General features: G+C 64.1%; 26 protein-coding genes. 13 read left to right on the top strand and 13 right to left on the bottom strand.

The features are described 5' to 3' along the window. Nucleotides 1-93: 93 nt before the first annotated feature. Entirely contained in the window at nucleotides 94-1,647 is a 1,554-nt protein-coding gene (locus IEC33019_RS13890; protein WP_070093343.1) for a methylenetetrahydrofolate reductase C-terminal domain-containing protein, read from the bottom strand. 280 nt (nucleotides 1,648-1,927) lie between these two features. On the opposite strand from IEC33019_RS13890, the gene metE reads away from it, so the two are divergent. Both metE and IEC33019_RS13880 read left to right on the top strand, forming a co-directional pair. Further along, complete coding sequence (metE, locus tag IEC33019_RS13885; RefSeq protein ID WP_070093342.1) at nucleotides 1,928-4,222, top strand: 5-methyltetrahydropteroyltriglutamate--homocysteine S-methyltransferase; 2,295 nt, start codon at nucleotides 1,928-1,930, stop codon at nucleotides 4,220-4,222. A gap of 160 nt (nucleotides 4,223-4,382) precedes the next feature. Then, nucleotides 4,383-5,138 carry a hypothetical protein gene (locus IEC33019_RS13880; RefSeq protein WP_070093341.1) on the top strand — a complete coding sequence of 252 codons (756 nt, stop codon included), beginning with the start codon at nucleotides 4,383-4,385 and terminating at the stop codon, nucleotides 5,136-5,138. A 36-nt stretch (nucleotides 5,139-5,174) separates the two neighbouring features. Here IEC33019_RS13880 and IEC33019_RS13875 read toward each other — a convergent pair whose 3' ends face one another. After that, the gene (locus IEC33019_RS13875) at nucleotides 5,175-5,774 is read right to left on the bottom strand and encodes a TetR/AcrR family transcriptional regulator (protein WP_099593644.1); all 600 of its coding nucleotides are present in this window, start codon (nucleotides 5,772-5,774) and stop codon (nucleotides 5,175-5,177) included. 209 nt (nucleotides 5,775-5,983) lie between these two features. Continuing rightward, a complete protein-coding gene (locus IEC33019_RS13870; protein WP_070093339.1) occupies nucleotides 5,984-7,162 on the bottom strand; it encodes an acetyl-CoA C-acetyltransferase in 1,179 nt (392 codons plus the stop codon). 220 nt (nucleotides 7,163-7,382) lie between these two features. Between IEC33019_RS13870 and IEC33019_RS13865 the strand changes: the two genes are divergently transcribed. Beyond that, a complete protein-coding gene (locus IEC33019_RS13865) occupies nucleotides 7,383-7,652 on the top strand; it encodes a PepSY domain-containing protein (RefSeq protein ID WP_070093338.1) in 270 nt (89 codons plus the stop codon). Continuing rightward, entirely contained in the window at nucleotides 7,652-8,179 is a 528-nt protein-coding gene (locus IEC33019_RS13860) for a cytochrome b/b6 domain-containing protein (protein WP_070093337.1), read from the top strand. Before IEC33019_RS13865 ends, IEC33019_RS13860 begins: the two co-directional genes overlap by 1 nt. Nucleotides 8,180-8,192: 13 nt before the next feature. Here IEC33019_RS13860 and IEC33019_RS13855 read toward each other — a convergent pair whose 3' ends face one another. From IEC33019_RS13855 to IEC33019_RS13840, 4 genes are read right to left on the bottom strand one after another with little or no spacing between them, the layout of a single operon-like run. Further along, nucleotides 8,193-9,311 carry an agmatine deiminase family protein gene (locus IEC33019_RS13855; RefSeq protein WP_070093336.1) on the bottom strand — a complete coding sequence of 373 codons (1,119 nt, stop codon included), beginning with the start codon at nucleotides 9,309-9,311 and terminating at the stop codon, nucleotides 8,193-8,195. Nucleotides 9,312-9,314: 3 nt separating this feature from the next. Continuing rightward, a complete protein-coding gene (locus IEC33019_RS13850; protein WP_070093335.1) occupies nucleotides 9,315-10,409 on the bottom strand; it encodes an extracellular solute-binding protein in 1,095 nt (364 codons plus the stop codon). A gap of 3 nt (nucleotides 10,410-10,412) precedes the next feature. Beyond that, a complete protein-coding gene (gene aguB / locus IEC33019_RS13845; protein ID WP_070093334.1) occupies nucleotides 10,413-11,309 on the bottom strand; it encodes an N-carbamoylputrescine amidase in 897 nt (298 codons plus the stop codon). Then, on the bottom strand, nucleotides 11,306-12,361 hold the full coding sequence (locus IEC33019_RS13840) for an agmatine deiminase family protein (RefSeq protein WP_070093333.1): 1,056 nt from the start codon (nucleotides 12,359-12,361) through the stop codon (nucleotides 11,306-11,308). Before IEC33019_RS13840 ends, aguB begins: the two co-directional genes overlap by 4 nt. Nucleotides 12,362-12,495: 134 nt before the next feature. Between IEC33019_RS13840 and IEC33019_RS13835 the strand changes: the two genes are divergently transcribed. The 3 genes from IEC33019_RS13835 to IEC33019_RS13825 all read left to right on the top strand — a co-directional run bounded on the left by IEC33019_RS13835 (nucleotide 12,496) and on the right by IEC33019_RS13825 (nucleotide 15,906). Next, nucleotides 12,496-13,356 (top strand): LysR substrate-binding domain-containing protein, encoded by an 861-nt coding sequence (locus IEC33019_RS13835; protein WP_070093332.1) that lies wholly within the window; start codon nucleotides 12,496-12,498, stop codon nucleotides 13,354-13,356. Between the two features lie 251 nt (nucleotides 13,357-13,607). Beyond that, nucleotides 13,608-14,819, top strand: coding sequence for an enoyl-ACP reductase FabV (gene fabV / locus IEC33019_RS13830; protein ID WP_070093331.1), 1,212 nt, complete (start codon nucleotides 13,608-13,610; stop codon nucleotides 14,817-14,819). 178 nt (nucleotides 14,820-14,997) lie between these two features. Continuing rightward, complete coding sequence (locus tag IEC33019_RS13825) at nucleotides 14,998-15,906, top strand: alpha/beta hydrolase family protein (RefSeq protein ID WP_099593641.1); 909 nt, start codon at nucleotides 14,998-15,000, stop codon at nucleotides 15,904-15,906. A gap of 109 nt (nucleotides 15,907-16,015) precedes the next feature. Here the strand turns inward: IEC33019_RS13825 and IEC33019_RS13820 are convergent, their stop codons facing one another. The 3 genes from IEC33019_RS13820 to folM are packed head-to-tail and all read right to left on the bottom strand — an operon-like array spanning nucleotide 16,016 to nucleotide 17,349. Then, nucleotides 16,016-16,357, bottom strand: a complete 342-nt coding sequence (locus IEC33019_RS13820) for a HopJ type III effector protein (protein ID WP_070093329.1) — start codon at nucleotides 16,355-16,357, stop codon at nucleotides 16,016-16,018. Beyond that, a complete protein-coding gene (locus IEC33019_RS13815; protein WP_070093328.1) occupies nucleotides 16,350-16,646 on the bottom strand; it encodes a DUF1244 domain-containing protein in 297 nt (98 codons plus the stop codon). The genes IEC33019_RS13820 and IEC33019_RS13815 overlap by 8 nt, the downstream gene beginning before the upstream one ends. Nucleotides 16,647-16,656: 10 nt before the next feature. After that, complete coding sequence (folM, locus tag IEC33019_RS13810) at nucleotides 16,657-17,349, bottom strand: dihydromonapterin reductase (RefSeq protein WP_070093379.1); 693 nt, start codon at nucleotides 17,347-17,349, stop codon at nucleotides 16,657-16,659. A 249-nt stretch (nucleotides 17,350-17,598) separates the two neighbouring features. On the opposite strand from folM, the gene IEC33019_RS13805 reads away from it, so the two are divergent. Further along, nucleotides 17,599-18,531: a MerR family transcriptional regulator gene (locus IEC33019_RS13805; RefSeq protein ID WP_372340679.1), complete on the top strand. Its 933-nt coding sequence runs from the start codon at nucleotides 17,599-17,601 to the stop codon at nucleotides 18,529-18,531. Here IEC33019_RS13805 and IEC33019_RS13800 read toward each other — a convergent pair. Both IEC33019_RS13800 and IEC33019_RS13795 read right to left on the bottom strand, forming a co-directional pair. Beyond that, on the bottom strand, nucleotides 18,528-19,121 hold the full coding sequence (locus tag IEC33019_RS13800) for a hypothetical protein (RefSeq protein ID WP_070093326.1): 594 nt from the start codon (nucleotides 19,119-19,121) through the stop codon (nucleotides 18,528-18,530). The genes IEC33019_RS13805 and IEC33019_RS13800 overlap by 4 nt on opposite strands. 59 nt (nucleotides 19,122-19,180) lie before the next feature. Further along, nucleotides 19,181-19,618: a PAS domain S-box protein gene (locus IEC33019_RS13795; protein ID WP_070093325.1), complete on the bottom strand. Its 438-nt coding sequence runs from the start codon at nucleotides 19,616-19,618 to the stop codon at nucleotides 19,181-19,183. A 103-nt stretch (nucleotides 19,619-19,721) separates the two neighbouring features. On the opposite strand from IEC33019_RS13795, the gene IEC33019_RS13790 reads away from it, so the two are divergent. Further along, a complete protein-coding gene (locus IEC33019_RS13790; protein ID WP_070093324.1) occupies nucleotides 19,722-20,177 on the top strand; it encodes a flavodoxin in 456 nt (151 codons plus the stop codon). A 161-nt stretch (nucleotides 20,178-20,338) separates the two neighbouring features. On the opposite strand, the gene IEC33019_RS13785 is transcribed toward IEC33019_RS13790, so the two are convergent. Then, nucleotides 20,339-21,226 (bottom strand): LysR family transcriptional regulator, encoded by an 888-nt coding sequence (locus IEC33019_RS13785; RefSeq protein ID WP_070093323.1) that lies wholly within the window; start codon nucleotides 21,224-21,226, stop codon nucleotides 20,339-20,341. A gap of 99 nt (nucleotides 21,227-21,325) precedes the next feature. Here IEC33019_RS13785 and IEC33019_RS13780 point away from each other — a divergent pair, with 99 nt between their 5' ends. From IEC33019_RS13780 to IEC33019_RS13765, 4 genes are all read left to right on the top strand, one after another. Beyond that, nucleotides 21,326-21,712: a CidA/LrgA family protein gene (locus IEC33019_RS13780; RefSeq protein WP_070093322.1), complete on the top strand. Its 387-nt coding sequence runs from the start codon at nucleotides 21,326-21,328 to the stop codon at nucleotides 21,710-21,712. Then, nucleotides 21,702-22,388, top strand: a complete 687-nt coding sequence (locus IEC33019_RS13775) for an LrgB family protein (RefSeq protein WP_070093321.1) — start codon at nucleotides 21,702-21,704, stop codon at nucleotides 22,386-22,388. Before IEC33019_RS13780 ends, IEC33019_RS13775 begins: the two co-directional genes overlap by 11 nt. Nucleotides 22,389-22,564: 176 nt before the next feature. After that, nucleotides 22,565-23,470 (top strand): alpha/beta fold hydrolase, encoded by a 906-nt coding sequence (locus IEC33019_RS13770; protein ID WP_070093320.1) that lies wholly within the window; start codon nucleotides 22,565-22,567, stop codon nucleotides 23,468-23,470. 354 nt (nucleotides 23,471-23,824) lie between these two features. After that, a complete protein-coding gene (locus IEC33019_RS13765) occupies nucleotides 23,825-26,977 on the top strand; it encodes a dermonecrotic toxin domain-containing protein (RefSeq protein WP_099593636.1) in 3,153 nt (1,050 codons plus the stop codon). Nucleotide 26,978: the final 1 nt, after the last annotated feature.

Genomic DNA, 26,978 nt, shown 5'->3' with positions numbered 1-26,978 from the left:
GCCGGTCCTTGAACTGCATTGGCTGTCCTGATGGCCGGTGAGTGTAAGTGGGGTGGGCGGGCAGGGCCACCTTTGGGCCCAATCATCGTGGGGTCAGTTGTCCAGCTCGGGCACTTTGCTGGTGTGCAGGGCAGGCGCCTTGGGCTCGGCTTCGGTGGCCGACTGCGGTGCAAGGCCATTGCCACAGGGCTTGGCGGTGGTGGTGGTCGCGGCGGGGGCTTGGAACCAGGTGGGCCAGGAGCTGCGGTGACGGGTGTCGGCGTCGATGCAGGGGATGAGGCGTTCGGTGAGCACCGCCGTCTGCCGCACAGCCTTGGCGGTGCGGTACTTCACGCTGTGGATGCACTCGCGGTCGCCGAACTCGCAGCGGTTGAGCGTAGTGCCGCCGCAGGGGCCGTTGGCCAGGCCTTTGGGGCAGGTTTCCGGGCAGATGTAGAGGGTGTCTTCCAGGCGGCAGGTGCCGCAGGTGTCGCACCCGACCAAGGGCCTTTTCGCACTACGTTCCAGGCGATGGAGCACGCGGGCGCCGGTGGGGGTGTTCCACAGCCGGCGTTGCACGGCCCAGCCGAAGGCCTGGCTCAGCGGGTTGCGGCGGCTGAACAGCAGTGAGTGCAGACCATGCAGCAGGTGATAGCGGGCGGTCTCCTTGGGCGAGGCGGTGACCTGGGATTCGCCCAGTCGCCAGTTGGCGCCGGGCGGGTGGAAGGTGACAGCCGGCAGGCCGGGCATCTGCCAGCAGGCGTGCCAGGCGGGCGCCCATTGCTCCAGTGAATGCAGGCGGGTTTGCCAGTGTTCGAGCGCGCGCTCCAGGGCCTCCAACTGCTCCAGGTCGTGGATGCCGGAGAGGTGGATGCCGGCATAGCCCATCAGGCGCAGCCCGATGATCTGCAAGGCCAGGCGTTCGAGGCTGCGTGCCTGGGCGTGGGCCTTGGAGACGGCGGCTTCGGCGGCGAGCACATCGTGCATGGACGGGGTGACGACGATGCCGGCGACGTGCTCGAAGAGCTTCGCTCGCCCCAGGGTGAGGCCCATCACGCAGGCCGTGAGCGGCTTGGGCTGGGGCTGGCGGCGCATCCACTGGATGGCTTCGAGGTGCTTGCTGGCGTCGTAGCCCAGTTGCAAGGCCAGGAAGTCCGCGCCGGCGGCGAGCTTCTTCTCGGCCTTGAAGTATTGGGCGCCGCCTTCTTCCTCGCGGTACTTGAACGGGTGCATGCCGGCGCCGAGCAGCCAGTCGGGGCGGGCTTGGCGAACGGTCTGCAGGGCGGCGATGGATTCGAGGTAGCGCACCGGGCGCTGGCCCGGGACGTGGCCGGGCAGGCGGTCGCCGGTGAGCAGCAGGAGCTGGTCGAGGCCAGCGGCGTCCATCTGCTGCAACTGCTCCAGCAAGTGGTGGCGCTCGCGGTCCTTGCCGGAGAAGTGCAACAGCGCGGGCTGCGGTTGCTCAAGGCTTGAATAGGCGTCCAGCGGCGACATTTCGAAGGGGCTGCCGACCCGGTCGGCGATGGCCATGGTTATGGGCCAGCCGCACAGGTGCTGGCGCGCCATAAGCGCTTCGATGCTGGCGAAACGCTCGCTGGAGGACTTGGGCACGAACTCCATGATGCAGACGAAGGTGTTGTCGTGCAGCGCGGTTTTCAGCTGGCTCATGGGCGCTCGGGTATCGGGTTGGGGCACGGTGGCATTGTGGGGCAGGGCGAGGGTTGGGTCATGTCCGGTTGCGTAGGGAAATGCGCTGAAAGAGACATTTGAGTTGGCGGTGCTGGCCCTTTCGCGGGGAACCCGCTCCCGCAGGTTCTTTGTTGTCCTCGAACCTGTTCGACGATCATGAGCAAATCTTGAGTTGATCTCAAATTTAATGAGTTTGTCTCACACAGGCTCAGCCGGGAAAATTCCCTCATTCAATTTCAAGATTTCTGAGGGATAAGACATGGCACTGGCGCACAACCTGGGCTTTCCGCGCATCGGTCGGGACCGCGAACTGAAGAAGGCCCAGGAGGCGTTCTGGAAGGGTGAGCTGGACGAAGCCGGCCTGCGCGCCGTGGGCCAGGCGCTGCGCGCCGCCCATTGGCAGGTGCAGAAGGATGCCGGGATCGAGCTGCTGCCGGTCGGTGATTTTGCCTGGTACGACCAGGTGCTTACCCACTCGCTGACCTTCGGTGTGATCCCGGCTCGCTTTGCTGGCCACGACGGGGCCAAGCCGACCTTGAACACCCTGTTCGCCATGGCGCGTGGCGTCAGCGACCGCTGCTGTGGCGGTGGCCATGCCCAGGAAATGACCAAATGGTTCGACACCAACTACCACTACCTGGTCCCAGAGTTCACCGCTGACCAAGCGTTCGCCTTGAGCTGGGAGCAACTGTTCGAGGAGGTGGACGAGGCCAAGGCCCTGGGCCATGCGGTCAAGCCAGTGGTGATCGGCCCGCTGACCTACCTGTGGCTGGGCAAGACCAAGGGTGCGGACTTCGACAAGCTGGAGCTGGTGGACCGCCTGCTGCCACTGTACGACCAGATCTTCAACCGCCTGGCCGCCCAAGGCGTGGAGTGGGTACAGATCGACGAGCCGATCCTGGCGCTAGATCTGCCCCAGGATTGGAAGAACGCCTACGAGCGCGTCTACAACATCCTGCAGCGCGCGCCGCTGAAAAAGCTCGTCGCTACCTACTTTGGCGGCCTGGAAGACAACCTGGGCCTGGCGGCCAACCTGCCGGTCGATGGCCTGCACATCGACCTGGTGCGGGCACCGGAGCAGTTTCCGACCATCCTCGACCGCCTGCCTGCCTACAAGATCCTCTCCCTGGGCGTGGTCAACGGCCGCAATGTGTGGCGCTGCGACCTGGACAAGGCCCTGGACGTACTGCGTTACGCCGCCGAGCGCCTGGGCGATCGCCTGTGGGTGGCGCCGTCGTGCTCGCTGTTGCACAGCCCGGTGGACCTGGCTCGCGAAGATCAGCTCGATGCCGAACTCAAGAGCTGGCTGGCCTTCGCCGTGCAGAAGTGTCAGGAGGTGGTACTGCTGGCCAAGGCGATCAACACGCCTGAGGCGGATGAAGTGATCGCGGCGCTGGCCCAAAGCCGCGCCGTTCAGGCCAGCCGCGCCACGTCGCCGCGCATCCACAAGCCGGCGGTGCAGGCCCGTGTGGCATCGATCCAGCCCAAGGACAGCCAGCGTCAGTCGGCTTTCGAGCAGCGCATCGCCAAGCAGCGGGCGGGGCTGGAACTGCCGGCGTTTCCCACCACGACCATTGGATCGTTCCCACAGACGTCTGCGATCCGCCTGGCGCGTCAGGCCTTCAAGCAGGGCAAGCTGACCGAGGCCGACTACATCGAGGCCATGCAAAGCGAGATCCGCCATGCCGTGCAGATCCAGGAAAACCTCGGCCTGGATGTGCTGGTGCACGGCGAGGCCGAGCGCAACGACATGGTCGAGTACTTCGCCGAGCAGCTCGAGGGCTATGCCTTCACCCGCTTCGGCTGGGTACAAAGCTATGGCTCGCGCTGTGTGAAACCGGCGGTGATCTTCGGCGACCTTAGCCGCCCGAAGGCCATGACCGTTGGTTGGATCCAGTACGCCCAGAGCCTGACCGACAAGGTGATGAAGGGCATGCTGACGGGCCCTGTGACCATGCTGATGTGGTCTTTCCCGCGGGAGGATGTGAGCCGCGAAGTCCAGGCCCGCCAGCTGGCGCTGGCGATCCGCGATGAGGTGGTGGATCTGGAGGCTGCGGGCATCAAGATCGTGCAGATCGACGAGGCCGCCTTCCGCGAAGGCTTGCCGCTGCGCCGGGGGGCCTGGCCGCACTATCTGGAATGGGCCACCGAGGCCTTCCGACTGTGCGCCTCGGGCGTGCGTGACGAGACGCAGATCCACACCCATATGTGCTACAGCGAGTTCAACGATGTGATCGAGTCGATCGCGGCCATGGACGCCGATGTGATCACCATCGAGACCTCGCGTTCGGACATGGAGCTGCTGGAGGCCTTCGAGCGTTTCGATTACCCAAATGAGATCGGCCCTGGCGTGTACGACATCCACTCGCCGCGCGTGCCGAGCAAGGACGACATCATCGGGTTGCTGAACAAGGCGGTCCAGCGTATCCCGGCCGAGCGCCTGTGGGTCAACCCGGACTGCGGCCTGAAGACCCGCGCCTGGCTGGAGACCGAGGCGGCGCTGGTCAACATGGTTGCTGCGGCGCGTGAGTTGCGTCGTACGGCGCTGGCCTGATTCGAACACTGAGCGAACGCTACATCGCGATCGATGTAGCGTTTTTTTGTGCCGGTAAAGAGACGAAGTCGCCCTCGACAGGGTGGTGGCACATTAGTAGCATCCATGCCCGCGATGGAGGCCCCACCGATCAGGGCCTCCCCCCATGGATGATTCTCCGATGCAAAAAAGTGGATACCTGTGCCTGGCGTTCATGATCGCCGTTGGCTTTCCGAGTTTTTTCCTCGATCGCGAGATGATGACCGCTTCTCTGCTCGCGATCGCGGCGTTCTCGTTTGGCTACTTCGTCTTCTATCTCATTCGCCACAAGCTCTATCACGGGATGCTTCAGGGCATCTTGCTGTCGCTGTTGGTGATCGCCTTCAGTTTCGTGCCGGTGCTGGGCTGGATCGTGCTCATTGGCTTTGTGCTCTACAACATCGCCAAGGCGGTGGAGGGGCTCAAGGTGCTGATGCCGGACGTGCTGGCCAGTGCGCTGATCTATGGGCTGCTGACGGCGCGGGTGGCGTTCGATGTACGTGACCTGCTGGCCATCGCGATCCTGGCATTGATCTACCTGTGCGTGTGCGTGCAGTACTGCCGTCGCCTGCAAGGGCTGGGCACGGAGCAGGCGCTGTTCAAGATGAGCATCATGTGGTTGTCGATTCCGTTCGTGGTGCTGACCATCGTGTCCATCGTCTCGGCGCTGGGCAATCTGTTCCGCACCGTCAGCTCGACCTTCACCCGCACGGTGCTGACGCCCCAGACGGTTTCGGCGCACATGCGTGCTGGCGTTCAGGTGGCCGAGTACACCCGCAATGTGCAGGCGACCATGACGCAAACCGTGACCCAGGTGGTGCCGGGTGCAGGCGCCACCATCGCGGGGGCCGCGGGTGGCCTGGCGGGCGATGTGAAGGATGCCAAGGGCAAGGTGTGAAACCCAAGTTGGTGGGGGCGCTGTGCGCCCCAATGCCTATGTGGCGCTCGCCACTACCTCTGGGCGTAACCCACGCAACACGATCCGCATCACGGTGCTCTGCGACGATCCACGCGGTTGCGTCAGCCCTGGCTGATCGGCCACCAGAATGTGCGCCATCGGCATCGACCACAAAAACAGCAGCAGGTGTTCCGGCGCGGTGCGGGTGATCAGCCCTTTGTCCATCCAGGCCGTGAGGCAGTGCAGGTTCTGGCGGGCGGTGTCGCGCAGGGTCTCGGCGCGTCGCCCCGAAACGTGGTGGGCGCCGTGGAGCATCTCCCGCACCAGCGCCTTGCAGGCGTGCGGGTACTGCCTGACGACCCGCATCTTCACGCGGATGTACCGCTGCAACGCCTGCTCGGGCAAGGCCTGTGGGTCCAGGCTGCGCGCCGCACGCAGGACCGGCTCCATGACGCTGTCGAGCACGCAGGCATAGAGGTCGCGTTTGTTTTCGAAGTAGTAGTAGAGGTTGGCCTTCGGCAGGCCGGCGCGGGCGGCGATGTCTTCGACCTTGGAGGCCTCGAACCCCTTGCTGGCGAATTCGACGGCGGCGGCCTCGACGATGAGGCGGCGGTTACGCTCGCGAATGTTGGACATGGGGGCATCGCAGGAAGGGATAACGGATAGGCATGGCTACGGCGTACGGGAAAGCGGGTGCCGATACAGTGCCATAGCGCTATTGGAAAAGTATATAGCGGTGTGGTGGTCGGGCCGGCTTTGCAGCCCATCGCAGGCCTCGCCAGCGCCTAATAGGTACAGCGCCGATTAGGAGCAGACGAAGCCTACAGCGGCCCTTGGGCTGTGGATCAGCGCTCGATCGCCAGCGCCACGCCTTGGCCGCCACCGATGCACAGCGTCGCCAGGCCTTTCTTGGCGTCACGTTTGATCATTTCGTGCAGCAGCGTCACCAGCACACGGCAGCCCGAGGCGCCAATGGGGTGGCCCAGGGCGATGGCGCCGCCGTTGACGTTGACCCGCTCGGTGTTCCATTCCAGCGCCTTGCCCACGGCCAGGGCCTGGGCGGCGAAGGCTTCGTTGGCTTCGATCAGGTCCAGCTCGCCCAATTGCCAGCCGGCTTTGTCCAGGCAGCGCTGGGTGGCCGACACCGGGCCGATGCCCATGATTGCCGGGTCCACACCGGCGCTGGCATAGGCGCTGATCTTCGCCAGCACCGGCAAGCCCAGGGCCTTGGCCTTGGTGGCACTCATCAGCAGCACGGCGGCGGCGCCGTCGTTGAGGCTGGAGGCGTTGCCGGCGGTGACGCTGCCGTCTTTCTTGAAGGCCGGGCGCAGTTTGCCCAGGGCTTCGGCGGTGGTGCCTGGGCGGGGTTGCTCATCGGTATCGAACACCAGCGGCTCGCCCTTTTTCTGTGGCAGGACGATCGGGGTGATCTCGTCCTTGAAGCGGCCCGCCTCGATGGCGGCCACCGCCTTGCGCTGGGACTCGGCGGCAAAGGCGTCCTGCTGATCGCGGGTGAGGCTGTATTTTTCCACCAGGTTCTCGGCGGTGATGCCCATGTGGTAGTCGTTGAAGGCATCCCACAGGCCGTCGGTGATCATGGTGTCGACCAGTTGGCCGTGGCCCATGCGCTGACCGGTACGTGCCGAGGGCAGCACGTAGGGCGAGAGGCTCATGTTCTCCTGGCCGCCGGCGATCACTACGTCGGCATCGCCGCAGCGGATGGCCTGGGCGGCCAGGTGCAGGGCCTTGAGGCCCGAGCCGCAGACCTTGTTCAGGGTCAGGGCGGGCACGCTGTAGGGCAGGCCGGCCTTGATCGCGGCCTGGCGTGCGGGGTTCTGGCCGGCGCCGGCGGTCAGTACCTGGCCGAGGATCACTTCGTCGACCTGGGCCGGGTCCAGTTGGGTCTGCTCTAGCAGGCGCTTGATGACGGCGGCGCCCAGGTCCACGGCGGGCACATTGGCCAGGGCACCCTGGAAGCTGCCGATGGCGGTACGGGTGGCGGCGACGATGACCACGTCGTTCATCTTGTTGTTCTCCGTGCAAGGGGTGGACGCCGGCTCGGCGTATTACCGGCAGCATCGGCGGGTTTGGTTCATTTGTTAAGTTTGTTTTTCTTTTGCATTGATCTGAAATTCAAATCAATGCGGTCGCCTATAAGGCGGCTGCATGCCGCCGGTACTTAAGATTGGCTTCAGCTTCGCGTCGCACACTGCGGCTTCCCATCAAAAAACGGAGCTTCCCGTCATGCGCCATATCCTGATCGCCACTGCTTTGGTCCTCGCCAGTGCCACCGCCTTCGCCGAACCCCAGTGCACCACCGCCGAGCGCAGCACCTGGCAGAACGCTGACCAGTTCCAGGCCCAGCTCAAGGAGCAGGGCTATCGCATCAACAAGTTCAAGATTACCAAGGGCAACTGCTACGAGATCTACGGGTTCGACAAGGACGGACGCAAGGTCGAGATCTACCACGACCCGGTGAGCGGCAAGGCGGTCAAGAGCGAGATCCATGACTGATGGCCAGCGTGCGGCTCTGGGACCCGTTACTTAGGTGCTGCCACTGGTCGCTGGTATTCGTGTTCTTCGCCAACTCGTTTTTCAACGAGGAGGGTGACGACTGGCACCAGTGGTTGGGCTATTACGCGTTCGGTGTCGTGGTCGTGCGTCTGGTATGGGGTTTCGTCGGGCCGCGCAGTGCGCGCTGGGCGGACTTCTGGCCGACCCCGACGCGCCTTGCGCTGCACGTCCGGGCATTGTGGCGCGGGGAGCGTTATCACCGCATGGGTCATACGCCGATCGGCGGGTTGGTGATGGTGTTGATGCTCGCCTGCGTCGTCGGGCTGGGGGTGACCGGCTGGTTGTCCCAGGAGGTGGACGCTTTGTGGGGCGTCGACTGGCCCCACGATGTGCACAGCTTTCTGGCCAACGGGCTGTTGGCGTTGGTCTGCGTGCATCTGCTCGCAGCCCTGGTCGAGAGCGTGCGCCTGAAGGAAAACCTGCCCCTGTCGATGCTCACCGGGCGACGACGCGCCTCCAAGGACTGAAGGCGCAGGTCACTCACACGGCCGGGCAGTGGCTGGTCACGCAATGGATGCCGCCGCCCCCGGCGGCGATGGCATCGATGTTCAACTGCACCACGTCGCGGCCCGGGTACAACCGGGCCAGCAGCGCGCGTGCCTTCTCGTCGGCATCGCGATCACCGAACTGCGGCGCGATGACCGCCCCGTTGAGGACGACGTAGTTGATGTAGCCGGCGGCAAAATCCGGATTGCCCTGGCTGAACTTGCTGCGCCGTGGTGACAGCGGCGGTGACATCGTGTGCACCTGTAGCGGGCGGCCATCGGCGTCGGTGGCCTTGCGCAGAATCTCCAGGTGTTTGCGCGTCACTGCGTAGTCGTACGACTGCGGGTCGTTGTCCAGGTTGGCCACCACCACGCCAGGGCGCACGAAGCGGGCATAGAAGTCCACGTGGGCATCGGTGATGTCCTTGCCGGCGATGCCGGGCAGCCAGATGATCTTGCGCAGGCCCAGGCGGGCCTTGAGCTCCTCCTCGACCTCGGCCAGCTTCCAGCCCGGATTGCGGTTGGCATTGACCCAGCAGCTCTGGGTCATGATCCCGGTGCCGTGGCCGTCCACTTCGATGCCGCCGCCTTCACCGACCAGCTCGCTGCGCTGCAAGGGCACGCCGGCAAGCTTCGCCACCCGGGCTGCCAGCTGGGTGTCATTGCGGTGGCGCTGCTTGTTGCCCCAGCCGTTGAAGTTGAACCCCACAGCACTCAGGGCTGCGCTGTCATCGACCACGAAGTTGGCGCTGATGTCGCGCATCCAGATGTCGTCCAGCTCGGTGGTGACGAACGTGGTGTTGGGGCTGGCGCAGTATTGTTCGGCCAGCGCACGCTCGCTGGCACGACAGAACACCGTGACCGGCTGGTAGCCGGCGATGGCCTGGGCGATGCGACCGAGCGCGGCTTGCACGTCTTGGGTGAAGTCTTCCCAGATCGCGTCCTGGGCGCCGAAGGCCAGGTAGGTGCGTTGCTGGGGTTCGCCCTCGTCGGGCATGAACCAGCGATCGGTCTCGCTGGCCCGGGCGCTGCCCAACGGCAGCCCGAGGCTGGCGGCAGCGCCGATGCCGGCGGCGATCGACAGCTGCTGGAGGAAGGTGCGGCGAGTGGGCATGGGTCAGTCCTGTGCAGTCTTGAAGCGGGTCCAGACGCGCATGCGCGCACGCATGTCGGCCTGGGGGATGTCCTTGCCGGGGATCAACCGGGCGTAGGTGGCTTCATCGAGGTAGATGTCCGGGTTGTCGCGCAGGCGCGCGTCCACCTGTAGCCGCGCCTTGGCGCTGGCGGTGGGATAGCCGGTGGCGTTGCTGATCGCGGCCATGTTTTCCGGGCGCATCACGAAGTTGATGAAACGATAGGCGTAATCGGGGTGGCGCGCGTCGGCGGGGATGGCCATGGTGTCCATCCAGATCGTGGTGCCTTCACGCGGGACGCGGTACTGGAAGTCGATGGACTTGCCGGCCGCCTCGGTGGCGCGCTGGGCCTGGATCACGTCACCGCTGTAGCCCAGCGACAGGCAGATGTTTTCGTTGACCAGCTCCGTCACCGGTTGCGATTGCATCTTGCGCACGTAGGGGCGGATTCCCTTGAGTAGCTCGCTGGCGGCGGCCAGGTCTTCGCGCTTGGCGCTGCGCGGTTCGCGGCCCAGGTAATGGAGCACCACGGCGAGCACTTCATCGGGCGAGTCGATCATCGAGATGCCACAGTCGGCGAACTTGGCGGCCAGCTCCGGTTTGAACAGCAGGTCCAGGCTGTCCAGTGGCGCGTCGGGCATGCGCTCGCGAATCTTCTGCGCATTGACCGTCAGTCCGATGGTACCCGAGGTATAGGGCACGGTGGCCTGGCTGGCCTTGGGGTACTGGGCGTGCAGCTTGCGCAGGCCGGGGTCGATGTCGTCCAGTGCGGTCAGCTTGGTCGGGTCCAGCGGTTGCAGGCTGCCGGCGCGCATCAGCCGTTCGGCCACGGTGTCCCCGGGGAACACCAGGTCGTAGCCGCTGCGCCCGGACATCAGCTTGGCTTCGAGCACCTCACTGCCGTCCATGACGTCGTAGATCACCGGGATGCCGGTTTCGGCGGTGAAGCGCTTGAGGATGTCCTCGGCAAAATAGTCAGCCCAGTTGTACAGGCGCAGGGGCTCCTGCTCGGCCTGGGCGAGGCTGGCGCCGCTCGCCAGGGCGAGGGCGGCGAGCCATGGGTATGGACGGCGTGGCATGGGTCAGGCTCCCGTGGGTTGAGGTGTGCGGCCATCGAGGGTCATCAGTGGCGCGTACAGGTCGGGGCGACGATCGCGGTAGATGCCCCAGCTCAGGCGATCCTCGCGCATCAGCGCCAGGTCCAGGTCGTGCAGCCAGACGCCGCTGCTGTGGCGGTCGGCCTCGGCGAGCAGGGCGCCTTTGTGGTCGCAGATGAACGACGAGCCGTAGAAGCGCATCGACAGGGTGTCGTCACTGCCCGCCACCTCTTGGCCGACCCGGTTGGCGGCCACCACCGGCACCAGGTTGGCTGCCGCATGGCCGCGCATGGCGGTCTGCCAGTGATCGCGGGAGTCGAGTTCGGCGGCGCCTGGCTCGGAGCCGATGGCGGTCGGGAACAACAGCACCTCGGCGCCCATCAGCGCCAGGCAGCGCGCGGTCTCGGGAAACCACTGGTCCCAGCAGATGCCGATTCCCAGGCGGCCGAAGGCGGTGTCCCAGACCTTGAAGCCGGTGTCGCCAGGGCTGAAGTATTCCTTCTCCTGGTAACCGATGGCGTTGGGGATGTGGCTCTTGCGGTAGACGCCCAGCAAGCGGCCGTCGGCGTCGGCCACGGTCAGCGAGTTGAAGAACGCATTGCCGGCGCGTTCGTACCAACTGAGCGGCAGCACCACGCCAAGCTCCCGGGCCAGGGCTGCGAAGCGTCGCAGCAGCGGGCTGTCGTGGTAGTCCTCGGCCAGCGCCTGGTGGTGATGGCGCTGTTCGATGCAGAAGTACGGCGTGGCGAACAGCTCCTGCAACAGGATCACCTGGGCGCCTTGGGCGGCGGCCTGGCGCACCAGTTGCTCGGCGCGGTCGAGGTTGCCGGGCAGGTTCCAGTCACAGACCATCTGCGTGGTGGCGATGCGCAAGCAGCTCATGGGCGTGCCTCCTGCAGAGGCCAGGCAGGCTGTTGCTGGGTGATGCAGTGGATGCCGCCGCCACCATGGGCAATGTGGTCGATACGCACCGGCACGATCTCCCGGTCAGGGAAGGCCAGGGCCAACTGGCGCGCGGCGGCCTGGTCAGCGTCGATGCCGTAGGCAGGCATGATCACCGCGCCGTTGGCCAGGTAGAAGTTGGTGTAGGAGGCGCAGAACACCTCGGCGCTCGGGTCGACAGCGGCACTGGCCTCGTACAGGTCGAGCAACTCGAAATGGCGGCCCTGGGCGTCGGTGGCGAGTTCCAGGGCTCGGCGGTTCTCCCGGGCGACTTCGGCGTACACCGAGTCGCGGTCATGGGTGGCGTCCACCAGCAGCACGCCTGGGCGGGCGAAGGCGCAGACGCCATCGACATGGCCGTCGGTCATGTCGCCGGTGATGTACTGCGGGTCGCCTGGCAGCCAGAGGGTCTTGCGGATGCCCAGCAGGCGGGCGAAGACCTCTTCGAAGTCCGCTTTGCTCAGGCCTGGGTTGCGGTTGGGGTTGAGCAGCACCGACTCGGTGGTGATCAAGGTGCCCTGGCCGTCCACATGAATGGCACCGCCTTCGTTGCACAATGGCGTGCTGAAGCCTTGCAGGCCCAGGTGGTCGAGCATGCGCCGGGCCAGGCTGCGGTCCAGGCCGTGCTCGGACTTGCCGCCCCAGGCATTGAAGCGCCAGCTCAAGCCCGCGACGCCCTCCTGCGGATGGACGAGGAAGCTCGGGCCGCTGTCACGGCACCAGCTGTCATCCACCGCCAGCTCGATCAGTTCGATACCGGCGCCGCACAGGGCCCGGGCGCTGTCCACGGCGGACGGGTCGACCACCATTCTCACGGGCTCGAAGCGGGCGATGGCCGTGGCCACCCGGGCATAGTCGCGCTGCACGTCGGCCAGGGTCACGCCCCAGCCGGTTTCCCACAGTGCTTGGTTGTGCGGCCAGATCATCCAGGTGGCAGCGTGGCGGGCCCATTCGGCGGGCATGCGCCAGCCGCTGTCGTGGGACAGGTGCATAGTGAACTCCGATCTATTAGGGATTTTTATCAACGAAGCCCGCCGTCGCGGGTGTTGATGTCCATGCTATGGCTAGGAAGTCGCGGCGACAAACGATAGATTTAGCGTATTTCTGATCAGTCAGGCTTATCAGCATGCTCAAGCATTGGCCCCCGCTCAACGCCCTGCGCGGCTTCGAAGCCGCAGCCCGGTTGGGCAGCTTCCACAAGGCCGCCGAGGCCTTGAACCTCACCCAGTCGGCGATCAGCCAGCAGATCCGCAGCCTGGAGAGCTACCTGGAGCAGCCGTTGTTTCATCGCAATGGCCGCAGCGTCAGCCTGACCGATGCCGGGCATGATTTGCTCAGCACCACCCAGGCGATGTTGCAGCAATTGGCGGTGGGCATCCGACGCCTGGACCAATACCGCAAGCCCAACCAGTTGGTGGTCAACACCACGCCGGCCTTTGCCCGCCACTGGTTGCTGCCGCGCCTGGGGGACTTTCACCAGCGTTGCCCGGATGTCGACCTGTGGCTGTTCACCAGCTTCGAGGCCCCGGACATGACCACCCAGACCATCGACCTGGCCGTGCGCGACGACCTCAGCGCCCAGGCCGAATGCAGCTTCAGCGTGCTGCGCCAGGACGAACTCTATCCCGCCTGCCATCCCTCGTTGCTGGCGACCCCGGCGGCCCGGCGCACCACCTTGCATGGCGAACGTGAAATGGACTGGAGCCACTGGCAGTTGGAAGGCGGCGAGGACGTCGGGCAGCAGGGCAAGGGGCTTAATTTTTCCGACCCAGGCCTATTGCTGGAGGCGGCGGGTGAGGGGCTGGGGATCGCGCTGGTCAGCCAGTTGCTCGCACGGCGCTCGGTGGAGGAGGGGCGGTTACAGCCGTTGTCGGCGCAGCGGGTGCGGGGGCCGGTCTGGAGCTGCCTGGTGCACCGCGACAGCCAGGACGACCCGCTGGCGCGGCAGTTTCTGGAATGGTTGAAAGAGGCCTTATTGATAGTTTGAAGTCGTCTGCATCGGCCCTTTCGCGGGTAAACCCGCTCCTGTAAGGGGCATGGGGGCTTGAATGCTGCGCAGTGCCTGTGGGAGCGGGTTCACCCGCGAAAGGGGTGACACAGGCGAACCGTCGTTTTGAATCCCCCGGTTCAGCCCGTAATATGTGTCGGATAACCTGCGGGGGTAGTCTCACCCTCTGATCAAACGGAACCGTCCCCTGCGGCGCGCTTCCTCGGCACAAACCTGAAGAGGTACAGACATTGGCCATCATTCATCCTAAGGTTCGCGGTTTCATCTGCACCACGACTCACCCGAAGGGCTGCGAGCTCAACGTCCGTGACCAGATCGAAGCCACCCGCAAGCTGGGCGTGCGCGAGGATGGTCCGAAGAAGGTCTTGGTCATCGGCGCATCCAGCGGCTACGGCCTGGCGGCGCGCATCACCGCAGCCTTCGGCTTCAAGGCCGACACCCTGGGCGTGTTCTTCGAAAAGCCGGGCACCGAGACCAAGGCCGGTACCGCGGGTTGGTATAACGCCGCTGCCTTCGACAAGTTCGCCAAGGAAGCTGGGCTGTACAGCAAGTCGATCAACGGTGACGCCTTCTCCGACGAAGCCCGCGCCAAGGTCATCGAGCTGATCAAGAACGAAATGGGCGGCAAGGTCGACCTGGTCGTCTATTCCCTGGCCTCGCCAGTGCGCAAGCTGCCGCAGACCGGTGAACTGGTGCGCTCGGCGCTCAAGCCGATCGGCCAGCCGTACAAGTCGACCGCTATCGACACCAACAAGGACACCATCATCGAGGCCAGCATCGAGCCGGCCACCGAGCAGGAAATCGCCGACACCGTCACCGTCATGGGTGGCCAGGACTGGCAGCTGTGGATCGACGCCCTGAGCCAAGCCGACGTGCTGGCCGAAGGCGCACGTACCGTGGCCTTCAGCTACATCGGCACTGAAATCACCTGGCCGATCTACTGGCACGGCGCCTTGGGCCAGGCCAAGCAGGACCTGGACGAAACCGCCCTGCGCCTGGACAAGAAGCTGGCCGGTGAAATCAAAGGCGGCGCCAACGTGGCCGTGCTCAAGTCCGTCGTCACCCAGGCCAGCTCGGCCATTCCGGTGATGCCGCTGTACCTGTCGATGGTCTTCAAGATCATGCAGGAGAAGGGCGTTCACGAAGGCACCCAGGACCAGCTGGACCGCATGTTCCGCGACCGCATGTACCGCGCCGACGGCGCCGCGATGCCGGTGGACGAAAAGGCCCGCCTGCGCCTGGACGACTGGGAACTGCGCGACGACGTACAGGATGCCTGCAAGGCCCTGTGGCCGCAGGTGACCACCGAGAACCTGTTCCAGCTGACCGACTACGCCGGTTACAAGAAGCAGTTCCTCAACCTGTTCGGCTTCGAGCGCGCTGACGTCAACTACGACGAAGACGTCGCCACCGATGTGAAGTTCGACTGCGTCGAGCTGTAATCGTATGGGGCCGCTTTGCGGCCCTTTCGCGACACAAGGCCGCCCCTACAGGTTCATCGCGTTGCTTGATGCGGCGGTGAATCTGTAGGCGCGGCCTTGTGCTGCGATTGGAGGGCAAAGCCCTCCCACAGCCTTTCTGTTTTTGCTAGCGTGGGCGCACCACAGCAGGGAGCGCGTCATGAGCAGCCTGACCCAGCCCGCCACCGCCTTTCGCCATACCACCGCCGACGGCTACAGCCTCGGAGGCTTCCTCTGGCGCCACGCCAATGCCGACTCCCAGCGTCCGCTGGTGATCATCAACGCTGCCACCTCGGTGCGCTGCCGCTACTACTCGCGCTTTGCCGACTACCTGTTCGCCCAAGGCTTCGATGTGCTGACCTACGACTACCGGGGTATCGGCGAGTCGCGGCCGGCGTCGCTGCGCGGCTTCAAGGCGTCGTGGAGCGACTGGGGGCGGCTGGACTTCGAGGCGATGCTGCAACTGGCCGCCGAGCGCTTCGCGGGGCAGCCGGTACATGTGGTGGGACACAGCTTCGGCGGCTGCGCGGTGGGGCTGGCGCCGTCTGGCGGCGTGGTGCGGCGGGTGGTGATGGTGGGCGCGCAGTTTGCCTATTGGCGTGACTACTCGGCGAGCGAGCGCTGGCGACTGGTGGGCAAATGGCATGTGGTGATGCCGTTGCTGACCCGTCTGTGTGGGTACTTTCCGGGCAAGCGGCTGGGCTGGATGGAGGATACGCCGGCGGGTGTGGTGCGCGACTGGACCACCCGCACGCCACGCTACGAGCACCGCCCGAGCGGGCGGACGCTGACGCAATTGCCGTTTGCCCAGGTGCGGGCGGCGACCTTGGCAATCAGCCTCACGGATGATCCGTTCGGGACAGTGGCGGCGACCGAGCGGTTACTGGGATACCTTCAGCACGCCGAACGGCGACACTTGCGGCTGGCGCCTGGGGATATCTCGGTGGCGCAGGTCGGGCATTTCGCGTTCTTCCATGACCGGTTCCGCGAGACCCTGTGGCCGATTGCCCTGGCCTGGTTGCAGCAGGGCGGGCTGCCTCAGGCGGTGCCGGGACGGCTCATCAGCTGAGCTCGCCTGCACCGGGCTATTCGCGGGTAAACCCGCTTCCATTGGATCACCGCTGATCCTGTGGGAGCGGGTTCACCCGCGAATGGGCCGCAAGGCGGCCCCGGCGATATCAGGCATTACCCGTGAGCGGCTGCTCGGCGAAGGTGACACCGGCCAGCCCATGCTTGATCAGCGCTCGGATGTTGGCATGGTCGCTGCCTTCGGGGGTGGCCAGCACACTGCGGTAGTGCTCGCCGAACGCCAGCAGGGCTTCCTGGTCGCTCAAGCCTTCGAGCAGCGCCAGGCCCAGGGTCTTGCACGAGCCTTCGTTCTGGCCGGCGGCATTCTCCACGCCACCGTTGTTGAAGGCCTGGGGCTGGTAGCTGTAGTTCGCGGCGATGAACGCCAGGGTGTCGGCGAAAACGTGTTCGCCGCTGGCGAGGCGGGTGCGCAGGGTGGTCAGATCAGTCACGTGGCTTTCCTTTTTCGAACGCCGCTTGTTGGTCGGCGCTGGCTTCTTTCTGGTACTGGGCTTTCCAGTCGGCGTAGGGCATGCCGTAGACGTGCTCGCGGGCATCGTCCAGGCTGACGTCGATCTGGCGTTCGTCGGCGGCGGCCTTGTACCACTTGGAAAGGCAGTTGCGGCAGAAGCCGGAGAGGTTCATCAGGTCGATGTTCTGCACGTCGGTGCGCTTTTGCAGGTGTTCGACCAGGCGCCGGAACGCGGCGGCCTCGAGTTCGAGCTGTTGTTGCGGGGTCATGGGGCTTCCCTCAGGTCATGCGATTCTTCAGGTGGCGGCCACCGTTGATGACCACCTGGCTGCCGGTGCTGTACTGGCTTTCGAGCAGGAACATCACCGCCTCGATCAACGGGCGGGCGCCGGGCTCGAACTCCAGCAGGGCTTTTTTCAGCGTCTGCTGGCGATAGGCGTCGTCGCCTCCTTCCTTGAGGATCAGCAGGCCCGGCAGGATACCGTTGACGCGAATCTTCGGCGCGTATTTTTCGGCGAACGACAACACCATGTTCTGCAGCGCTGCCTTGGTCGCGGCGTAACCGATGTGGCTCTTGCTGCCGCGTGAGGAGGTCTCGTCGCAGATGTGGATGATGTCGGCTTTCTCGACCTTGCCCAGCAGATCGCCCAGGGCCAGGTTGAGGTGGTAGGGCGCTTCGACGTGCAGGCGGAACATGGTCTGCAGGTTGTCCAGACCGTCATCCAGCCACAGCGAGGCGTTGTGGATGATCGCCCGTAGGCCGTCGTAGTGGTCTTGCAGGTACTCGATCAGCGCCTGGCGGTCGGCCTCCTGGCAGAGGTCGGCGCGAAACTGCACGATGTTCGGATGCGGGCTTTGTGGATGAATGCTGCGGCTGGCACTGACCACCGTATGACCGGCCTGTGCCAGTTCAAGGGCCAGGGCCAGCCCGACGCGCTGGCTGGCGCCGGTGACGAGAATTGGGCTGTTCATGATCAGGGGCGTCAACTTGTCTGTCCTTGCATTGATGCCCCAGCATACCCGAACTGCTTCCCTCGTGCGTGGCTGCGCAGCCCGCGCGATGCCTGGCGCGTGGAGGAAGGGCGCGGGGTTCAGCCAACCGGCCAGCAGCTCCAGCGGGGCGTGACCGGGCAGTGCCAGTCCGGCGAGTGGTGCGCTGACCTGGCGGGGCGTCCCGGCGTAGAATGCAGGTTCTGACACAAGAGGCCGTTGTCCGTGCACATCAATGATCAGGTGGCCGCCTCGGCCGGCCTGGAACATCAAGAATTGTTTCCCATCCGTGAAGTGGCCCGGCTGACAGGCGTAAACCCGGTGACCCTGCGCGCCTGGGAGCGCCGCTACGGGTTGATCCAGCCCACCCGCACCGACAGTGGCCATCGCCTCTATTCCCAGGCTGATATCGACGACATCCGCAGCATCCTTGGCTGGCTGGAGCGTGGTGTCGCGGTGAGCAAGGTGGGCAGCATACTGGCCCGCCATCAGGCTGGGGCACAGGATGTACAGAGGGACGGCAGCGTCGATGAGCTCGCCCGCTGGCGTGCCCAGGTGCAGGAGGCGGTTCAGCGCTTCGATGGCGTGGCGTTGGAGCAGGTGTTCGACCAGGTGTTCGCCTGCCATGCCCTGGACCCGGTGTTCGATGAGGTGTTCATGCCTGTCTGGCATGGCTTGCGTGCGACGCAGGGGGGCTTTGGCCGGGTCAGCGAATGGTTGTTCCTCGACCAGTTTTTGCGTGGCAAGGTGCTGCTGCGTCTGCAGCTGGCGCGTGGGCCCTGGCGCCAGCGCGTAGTGCTGGCGCCGCTATCAGTTCAATGCCATGAGCTGGAGTTGCTGGTGGCGGGGCTGTTGCTGGGCAGCGATGAGATGGGCGTCACGGTGCTGGCGACCGGGCAGCCGATGGAGGAGCTGGCGCTGGTGTGCGAGCGCCTGGCACCTGATGCGTTGGTGCTGTTCTCCCATCAGCAACCCACCCAGGAGCTGGGCAGGCGCCTGGCACGGGTGACCTTGGGGGTGGGGTGTCCGGTGTTGCTGGCGGGGGAAGTGGCGGAACTGGCCCAAGACCACCTGGCCGGGAGCCCGGTTGCCTGCCTGGGCGCGCGGGGCAGCCTGATGCGCAGGCGTTTGCGCCAGTTCCTGGCCGGGCAGTTGGATACTTAACTGTGCAACTGCTGGTGGGCCTGGAGGATGTACTCGCGCAGGCGCTCCAGGTCATCGGCCGGGCTGCGGTACAGGTCGTAGGCGGCCAGGTCCGGGCCGATGCGTCGGCGCAGCACGCCTTTGAGGCGGATGGGTTCGATGCCTTCAGGCGCGAAGGTCAGGCTGAAACGCACGGGCGCCTCGGGTAGATCCCGTACTTGCACCAGGGTGCCCTTGGTGGAGATGTCCCGGATCCACAGCCCGCTCTGCATGCCAGCGGCATCCAACAGCGCAGCTGGCTGTTCCAGGGACAGGCGCCAGGGGCGCAGGGTGGGGCCATCTTCGAAGATTTCAGGCGAGCCCAGTTGCAGGTGAACGGCGTGGAACTCGTCTTCGACCAGTTGCAGTGGGAAGCTGATCTGCTGGTTGTTGTAGTGGGCCTGGAGCGTGACGTGCTCATTGGCCACCAGGCGGGCGAGCAGTTCCTGCACGTTGCGGTCGCCATTGACCAGCAGGCTCGACATGGAGTCGGCCAGGTTCAATTGAGGCGAATGCTGCATGTCCTGGATGAAATCCAGTTCGTCCTGGGTCAGGAGGGCCTGTGCTTGCATGTTCGGGCTCGAAGTCGGCGATTTCTTCAAGGGGATGGACCGCGCACAAAGCGCTTCGTTCAGCTACGTTCGTCGGATTTCAGCGCGTCGAGCCGGGCTTGGGCCTCGGCCAGTGCCCGCTCCAGTTCCACCTGGCGGCTGACGTCCTTCTGGATGCCGATGAAATAGGTGCGCTGGTCGGCGGCGTTGTGCACAGGCGTGATCGACAGCTCGTTCCAGAACGCGCTGCCATCCTTGCGGTAGTTGCGCAGCACTTCTCGGCACGGCCGGCCTTCGGCCAGGGCCCGGCGGATCCGCGCGCGGCCGAGTTGGTCGCGGTCATCGGCCTGCAGGAAGCGGCAGTCCTGGTAGAGGATTTCATTGCGGACGTAGCCGGTCAGGCGTTCGAACGCTGCGTTCACGTAGATCAGGATGGTGTCGTCGCCTTCCTGTTCGGCGACCACGATTCCGTCGTTCGACGCATCGATCATCGATTGCAGCAGTTGCGCGTTGATCATTTCCGGGCCTTGGCAAGCGGGGACTTTGGTGGGAGTGCGGCCTTTTGCCACTGGTGAATGCTAGTATCCTTCGTTTTCACTCAGTTTCGGAATCCTCTGCCCGATGAAAGTCGCCATTATTTCAGGCTCGGTGTATGGCACCGCCGAAGAAGTCGCCCGTCATGCCGAGTCCCTGCTCAAGGCCGCCGGTTTCGACGCCTGGCATGCCGCCCGCGCCACGCTGCAGGACTTGCAGGGTTTTGCCCCGGATGCGTTTCTGGCCGTGACCTCGACCACTGGCATGGGCGAGTTGCCTGACAACCTGATGCCGCTGTACAGCACGATTCGCGACACCCTGCCGGCCGCCTGGCGTGGTTTGCCTGGCGCGGTGATTGGCCTGGGGGATTCCAGCTATGGCGATACGTACTGCGGGGGTGGCGAACAGATGCGTGAACTGTTCGCTGAACTGGGCGTGCATGAAGTGCTGCCGATGCTGCGCCTGGATGCCAGCGAGACCGTGACGCCCGAGGCAGATGCTGAGCCGTGGCTGGCCGAATTCGCGGTCGCACTCAAGGCCTGATCTCGGTAGGAGACGCTTCTTTCGCGGAGCAGTCGGGACGCCGAGCGGGTGGGTGCAACGGTCCTGCCCGGCGGTGTCTGCTTCGCGGGTAAACCCGCTCCCACAGGGGCAGCGCAGCCCTTGTGGGAATAGGTTCACCCGCGAAGGGTACGACGCCGTTGCTACAGGCCGGACGCAGACCGTTCGCGCACGAGCTGCAACCACGCCTGCGCCGCCTTCGATAGGTAGGCACCGCGCCGCCAGATGAAGGCGATGTCCCAGCGCAGCTCAGGCGGGTTCAGTGCCACCCGTACCACACCCGGCCGCTCCAATGCCCGCGCCACGACCCGGGGCAACAACACTACCCCTTGCCCGGCCGCCACCAGTGCGGCAAGAAAGTCCGCCTGCCCGCTGCGCCCGCCTTCCTTGGGCGTGAAACCCAGTTGCTGGCACGCGCCGAGCAAGCGGTCATTGAGCATGAAGCTGCGCTGATACAGCAGAAACGGCGTGTCCGCCAACTGCAGCAGCTCTACCTGAGATTGCCCCGCCAGGGCATGCGCCTGGGGCAATAGCGCATCGAGCGGCTCATCGCAGAATGGCTGGTACTCGAACGCAGGGTCCGTGGGCGTGATGCAGCCGCCGAGCTCCAGTTCGCCATTTTTGACGGCTTGCTCCACCGTGCGGCTGCCGCCTTCGATCAGCTGGATCGAGATGTTCGGATGACGCCGTCGGTATTCGGCGAACAAACCCGCGAACAGCGCATCGCTGCCCAGCAGCGGCAACCCCAGACGCAGTTCCCCCCGGGCCATCTGGCTGAGATCGTCCAGTTCGTTCTGTAGCTCTTGGCGCTGGCGTAGCAAGGCCTCGCCGCGTGCCAGGACAATGCGCCCGGCGGCGGTCAGGTGCAATTGCGAGCCTTGACGCTCCAGCAAGGGCTGGCCGAGATCCTGCTCAAGCTGGGCGACCTGCTTGCTCACGGCCGACTGGCTGATGTGCAGCGTCTGCGCCGCCTGGGTAAAGCCCCCGCGGTGCACCACTTCGATGAAGCTGCGTAGCTGCTTGAATTCCATGTTGAGAATTCCATTTTGGAATGGCTGGCAGTCTAACAATTCGCTTCTGGCCTAGGGAGGGGAAATCTAGAATGGACCCCAGCCGAGGACCCCATCCCAATGAAACCCGCCTTACTGAAAAAATACCTGCGCCTGCTCGTCGAGCTGGCGATCCTGCTTGCCTTGTTCCTGCTCGGCGGCCAGCTGTCCAGCTGGCTGGGCTGGCCGATTCCCGGCGGGGTGATGGGGCTGGCCTTGCTCTTGCTGCTGTTCGCTTGCGGTGTGCTCAAGCCCGCCACCTTGCAGGCCGGCGCGGGTTGGCTGATGGCTGAAATGCTGCTGTTCTTCATCCCAGCGTTGATGAGCCTGCTCGACTACGGTGGCCTGCTGCGTAGCGATGGCTGGCGCATTTTGCTGGTGATCGCGGTGAGTACTCTTTTGGTGATGGTGGTGACCGCCGTCACGGTGGAGCTGGTCTGCCGCTGGAGGCTGCGCCATGAGCCTTGAGCCGATGCCGTTGTTCTGGCTGGCCCTGACCCTCGCCGCCTACCTGGGCAGCCGTTGGCTGTACCGGCGCAGTGGGCGCTACGTGCTGTCGCCACTGATTCTGGTGCCGGCGCTGCTGCTGGCGGTGGCCGTGCCACTGCACACCGCCTATGCCGAGTATTCGCGCGATACCCACTGGTTGATGGGCGTGCTGGGTCCGGTGACCGTGGCCTTCGCGGTGCCGATCTGGCAGCAGCGCGCGATGCTGGCGCGCCACTGGCCGGCCCTGCTGGTAGGCATGCTGGCTGGCAGCATGGCCTCGATCGCTAGTTCCTGGGGGCTGGCGCACCTGCTGGCGCTGGACACTGCGGTGAGTCTGTCGTTATTGCCGCGCTCGATCACCACGCCCTTTGCCATGCCTCTGGCCCAAGACCTGGGCGGCGTGCCGGAGCTGACGGCGGTGTTCGTCATGTTCACCGGTGTGCTCGGTGCGATGTTCGGCGGCGTGCTGCTGCGTGTGCTGCCCCTGCGCACGCCTTTGGCCCGTGGCGCGCTCTTTGGCGTTGGGGCTCATGGTGCCGGGGTCAGCCGCGCTCAGGAGGTGGGTCGCGAGGAAGGCTCGGTGGCTGGCCTGGTCATGGTGCTCACCGGCCTGCTCAACCTGTTCGCCGGGCCTCTGCTGGCAAGGCTGCTGTGACCGTTCGTTCCCCTGACCTGCAAAGCCAGCAAGCTGGCTGCCAACGCAAGTTTCGTCGCCCGGTGCGCTGGCTAGACTGAATCTCGACATAGAGAGCACATGTAAGTGCCGAGGTAACTTGCAATGAACGCAGCCCTGCCTTATGACGCCAACACTTATCCACCGGGACAACACTGATGCCACTGGCCGAAATACCATTGTGCGTCTGGCGTACCCGAGCTCAGAGTTTCGCCTTTCGGGGCCAGACCATCCGCTATTGGACTGCAGGGCAGGGAGAGCCACTGCTTCTACTTCACGGTTTCCCCACGGCCAGCTGGGATTGGCACTACCTGTGGGTACCCTTGACCCAACGCTTTCGCGTCATCGCTTGCGACATGCTGGGCTTCGGCGACTCGGCCAAGCCCTTGGATCACGATTACAGCCTGATGGAGCAAGCCGACCTGCAACAGGCCCTGCTCGCCCACCTGGACATCGACCAGCCCGTGCATTTGCTGGCCCACGACTACGGCGGCACCGTGGCCCAGGAGCTGCTGGCGCGCCACTGTGAACAACGCATCGAGATCGCCAGCTGCGCATTCCTCAACAGTGGGCTGTTTCCGGAGTGCTACCAGGTCATGCTGGTGCAGAAGCTGCTGCTCAGTCCCTTGGGCTGGCTGGTGGCGCGCAGCTTCGGGCGCGACGACCTGGTGCGCAACGTCAGCCATATCTATGGGCCCTGCACGCACCCGAGCGAAAGTGCTCTGGATGACTACTGGAGCCTGATCGTCGCCAATCGTGGCACGCGCATCCTGCACAAGCTGATCGGTTACCTGCCCGAGCGACGCCAGCATCGTGAACGCTGGGTGGGGGCCTTGCTGCGACGATGTGTGCCGCTGCGGTTCATCAACGGTGTGGCCGACCCGCTGTCCGGCGCGCGAATGCTCGAGCGCTACCGGCAACTGGTGCCCGGCGCCGACACGGTGGCGCTGCCAGGCATCGGGCATTATCCGCACACCGAGGCACCGCAGCAGGTGTTGCGCCATTACCTGTCGTTTCGTGAGCAGCCGATGATCGAGGTACCACGCAAAGTCGCCTGGTCCTAGCGTGTTGCGGGCATAAAAAAGGCCGCTGCAACTGCAGCGGCCAATCGAGACGTTAGATCAAGGAGCTTCAAAATCAACGTCGGTGAACCTTGGTGGCCCGAAAGGCTGGGGGGAGCCTTCGTACCGATCCAATGCGGTAAGAATAGGCGCATCCTGTGATCGGAAAAATACCTCTCTACGACATTCACCTTTACATTGCCTGCGATAATCTTCCCTCCGTCTTGAGGTCCACTGAGGTGTTTTCAGTGGTTTCTTCAGGTGTTAGCGCAGGTTCGTAAATCAGTATTTCCCTCCGCTTTGTTTTTTCTGATTTCTGCACATTGCGATTTCCTACATCGCATTGAGATAGAAATCATGAATTCTCCCTTGACCTTTCCTTCCATGTCCTTGCCTGCCGGCTCTCAGGACATCCTGAGCACTATTGTGGTGTTGAGCATGATGTTGCAGGGCGAGGTTGCTCTCGTCCCCGGCTTGCCGCCTCGTAATGGGGCCCTTGGTGATCCCGAGCGCTGGTTGGACGAACACTGGCAGGTCGATGCTGATCACTGGTGGGCGGAGCAGTCCCCACTGCTGGGTGAGCAACTCCGGGCGTTGCTGAGCTTGCAGGTGCGATTCCGTGCCTTGCGCCATGGCGCGCCTAGGCAGGCCATAGAGGCTCTGCTACCAGAGGCTGACCCCGTTTGGGCAACCGTCTCGCTGCATACGGATGCGGGCGAGAAGGTGCGCATTCCTGGTTTTCTGGCGCTGAGCCACAACTTGTACGATGACGAGGAACCTTTTGTGCTCTATGGGTTAGGAGCCGGTGTCTGGTTCGATAACCATCGGCGTATGGCCGACACGCTGCTCGCCTACCTGCAAAACGATGGGTGCTGGACACAGGGTCTGTCCCCACAAGCACGTGCGGCCGTGGTGCACGCAACGTCGGTCGATCTGAGTTTGAGGCCGCTACGGGCCCCGGCTGAGGAGTATCTGCTTGAGGATATGCGGTTGCTACAACGCCGGTTGGTCATCGATGGCGTCGCTGCCGGGCGTGATGACAACAAGGCTGCCGTTGCCTTGGTCCCCTTGTTCGAGCAGCTTCAGGGATGTGTAGCCGATGCTGTCAGCGCTTTGCGCAAAGACCAGGCGCCGCACTGGCTGCGACACCTGTCGCCCGACGAGAGCGAGCAGTTGACGATGCTCCATCAGGCGGTCACCGAAACCGAGACTGAACTGGCCGAACAGTCCCAGCACAGTGATTTCTACGCCTATGCCAATCAGCGCCTTGGTCATTGGTTGGCGGCTAAAGGCTTTCCGGCGTTGTCTGCTGAACACGTGCAACTGCATATCCGGCATGACTTCACAGCGGACGCGTCGCGGCACACCGTTTCACTGCTCGAATGGGTCTGTGGCGGTGCCTATCACGGCAACCGCCTGACCATAGCGATCGCCCATGAGGGCTTGCGCAACGCCCTCGGGGATGAAGGTGTGAGCTTGGTCGCTGACGAGTTGCAGCTGCATCGAGGTTATGTCGAGCATGTCGAACAGACCTATGAGCATGCCCAGATCTGCCTCCTGCTGGGCAAGGCGCTGGATGCCAAGCTGCAACTTGCCAGGCAGGCAGCGGACTTCCAGGGCCTCGATCGCAGAGCGGTGCGACTGTTGGAGCAGGCCGCACAGGACACATGGGCGCAGCCTTCCGATGCAGGCAAGATCAATGTGGCAATGTTGTATATCAATGGCGAAATGCTGCTGACCGATCACCTGTACCTCTACAACGACGATATCCATGTGCTCTATGCGCCCGGGTCGCCATCGGGTGATTTCCAGGCGTTCAATTCATCTGGGCATATGAGTTTCGCATTGGGGGCGTTGAGTGCCACGCCCGCGGGGCGCGACTATCTCGTCAAGCATGTCCGGCATGCCGATCGCCCTGCGTTGGCTCGGTATCTGAAGCTTGTAGCCAGACTGCCTCAGGAATGGTCACGCGAGACGGTCAATGTTCGCCCGAAGGACGTCGATGGCTGGCAACAAGTGATCCAGCACTGGACCAAGCTGAGGGTGATGAAGGTGCTCGACGATCTTGGGGAGATCAGGCCGAAGCTGCCGCCCAAGCCGAACGAGACGCTGCAACGACGCGTGAACGACATCGACCACGAGCTGCGTGTGCTGATGACGGATTACCAAACAGTGGCCGAGGTGCCGACCTTCATGGCCTACGCCCGTGAGCGCGTGAGCGAGCGCATCAACCGTTACCCAGGCAACAAGGGAAGCTGGATCGATGCCGATACCGTTCTGGTCGAACTGGAAGAAGGCGTTCGTCAGTCCTTGACCCAAGTGGCGGCCAGTGGGTACCCCGCCGACTTCAATTTCAGAGATTTCGCCCGGCTGACTTCAACCGTTGGCCAGGACCTCTCACATTTGGACAACCGGACGATCGACGGTTACATCCGGGCCGCCAGGCTGGGTGAGGAGTACTGCCAGGCAATCCAAGAGAGTTATCTGGATCCGGAGGGGGACGCCCAATCCAGGCCGTTGGAACTGTATCGCCATATCACGGGCATGAAAATTCAACGGGACTGTCTGATGGAGCTGCAAAGCGGACGCCTGAGCGAGGCGCATGCCCGTTGGTTGAGACCGGTCTGCATGGCGTTTCACCGGGGCAGTTTCGTTACCGATTGCAAGCTGGCAATGCTGAAGATCAACGGTGCCGAGGTAGTCGGTGGCTACCTGCTGCAGTCGAGCGAGGCGAGGGGCACCTTGGTCTATTTCAGCGATGGGCTTGATGGGCGACACCTCTTCACGTTCGAGGATTTCGTCAGGGAGTGGCAAAGCGAGGCCATGCAAGATTGGATCTTTGAGCATGTTTCGGTTGACGATGAACTGTTGATCCGCGGTCTGAATGAGGACGTACGCAATCTCTCCTCAGATGCGTCAAGCGACAGGATCGCCCGGTCGTTGCAGGTGCTGTACAACATCCGTGATCTGTCGGTGGCGCTACGCCAACGTATAAAGCGTTTGTTGGCCGAGGCGGAACGCGACGCCTACAGTGCGGCGAAGCGCATCACCCAAGAAGTGTTCTGGTTGGTCGGCCTGGTGGCGGATGCCATCGCCCTGGCGTTCCCGCCCGCGCGAATCGTGCTGGGCTTCATCAAGGCCGGTGAAGGGTTCTACCGCAGCCTCGTGGCGTTGCGTGATGGCGACAAGACGGCGGCACTGTTATCCCTGCTCGGGGGCGTCGCCAGCTTGCCTGGGTTTACCGAGGTGGTGAAGTTCTATGGTACTCAGCTGTTTGATCGAGGCAGCAAACTCTGGTCGACGTTGTTTCCTGGTGAGTCATCCGCGCTGAGTGTGTGGGTGAAGCAGCAATTTGAGGTACTCAAAGCGTTCTATGAGCGGCATGAGGTGTTCAAGGAGCTTGGCTCAGCGGGAATCGGACCGTTGAATAATCGATTCGAGGAAGAGTTGTCGTGGTATACGCAACTGGTCGTTTCTCGAGAGAAGTCAGTCCCTCGTCAGTTCACCTGAA

Origin of the sequence: Pseudomonas putida (assembly GCF_002741075.1) — a bacterium.
Taxonomy (GTDB): domain Bacteria; phylum Pseudomonadota; class Gammaproteobacteria; order Pseudomonadales; family Pseudomonadaceae; genus Aquipseudomonas; species Aquipseudomonas putida_T.
This window is presented reverse-complemented; position numbering and strand designations above follow the sequence as displayed.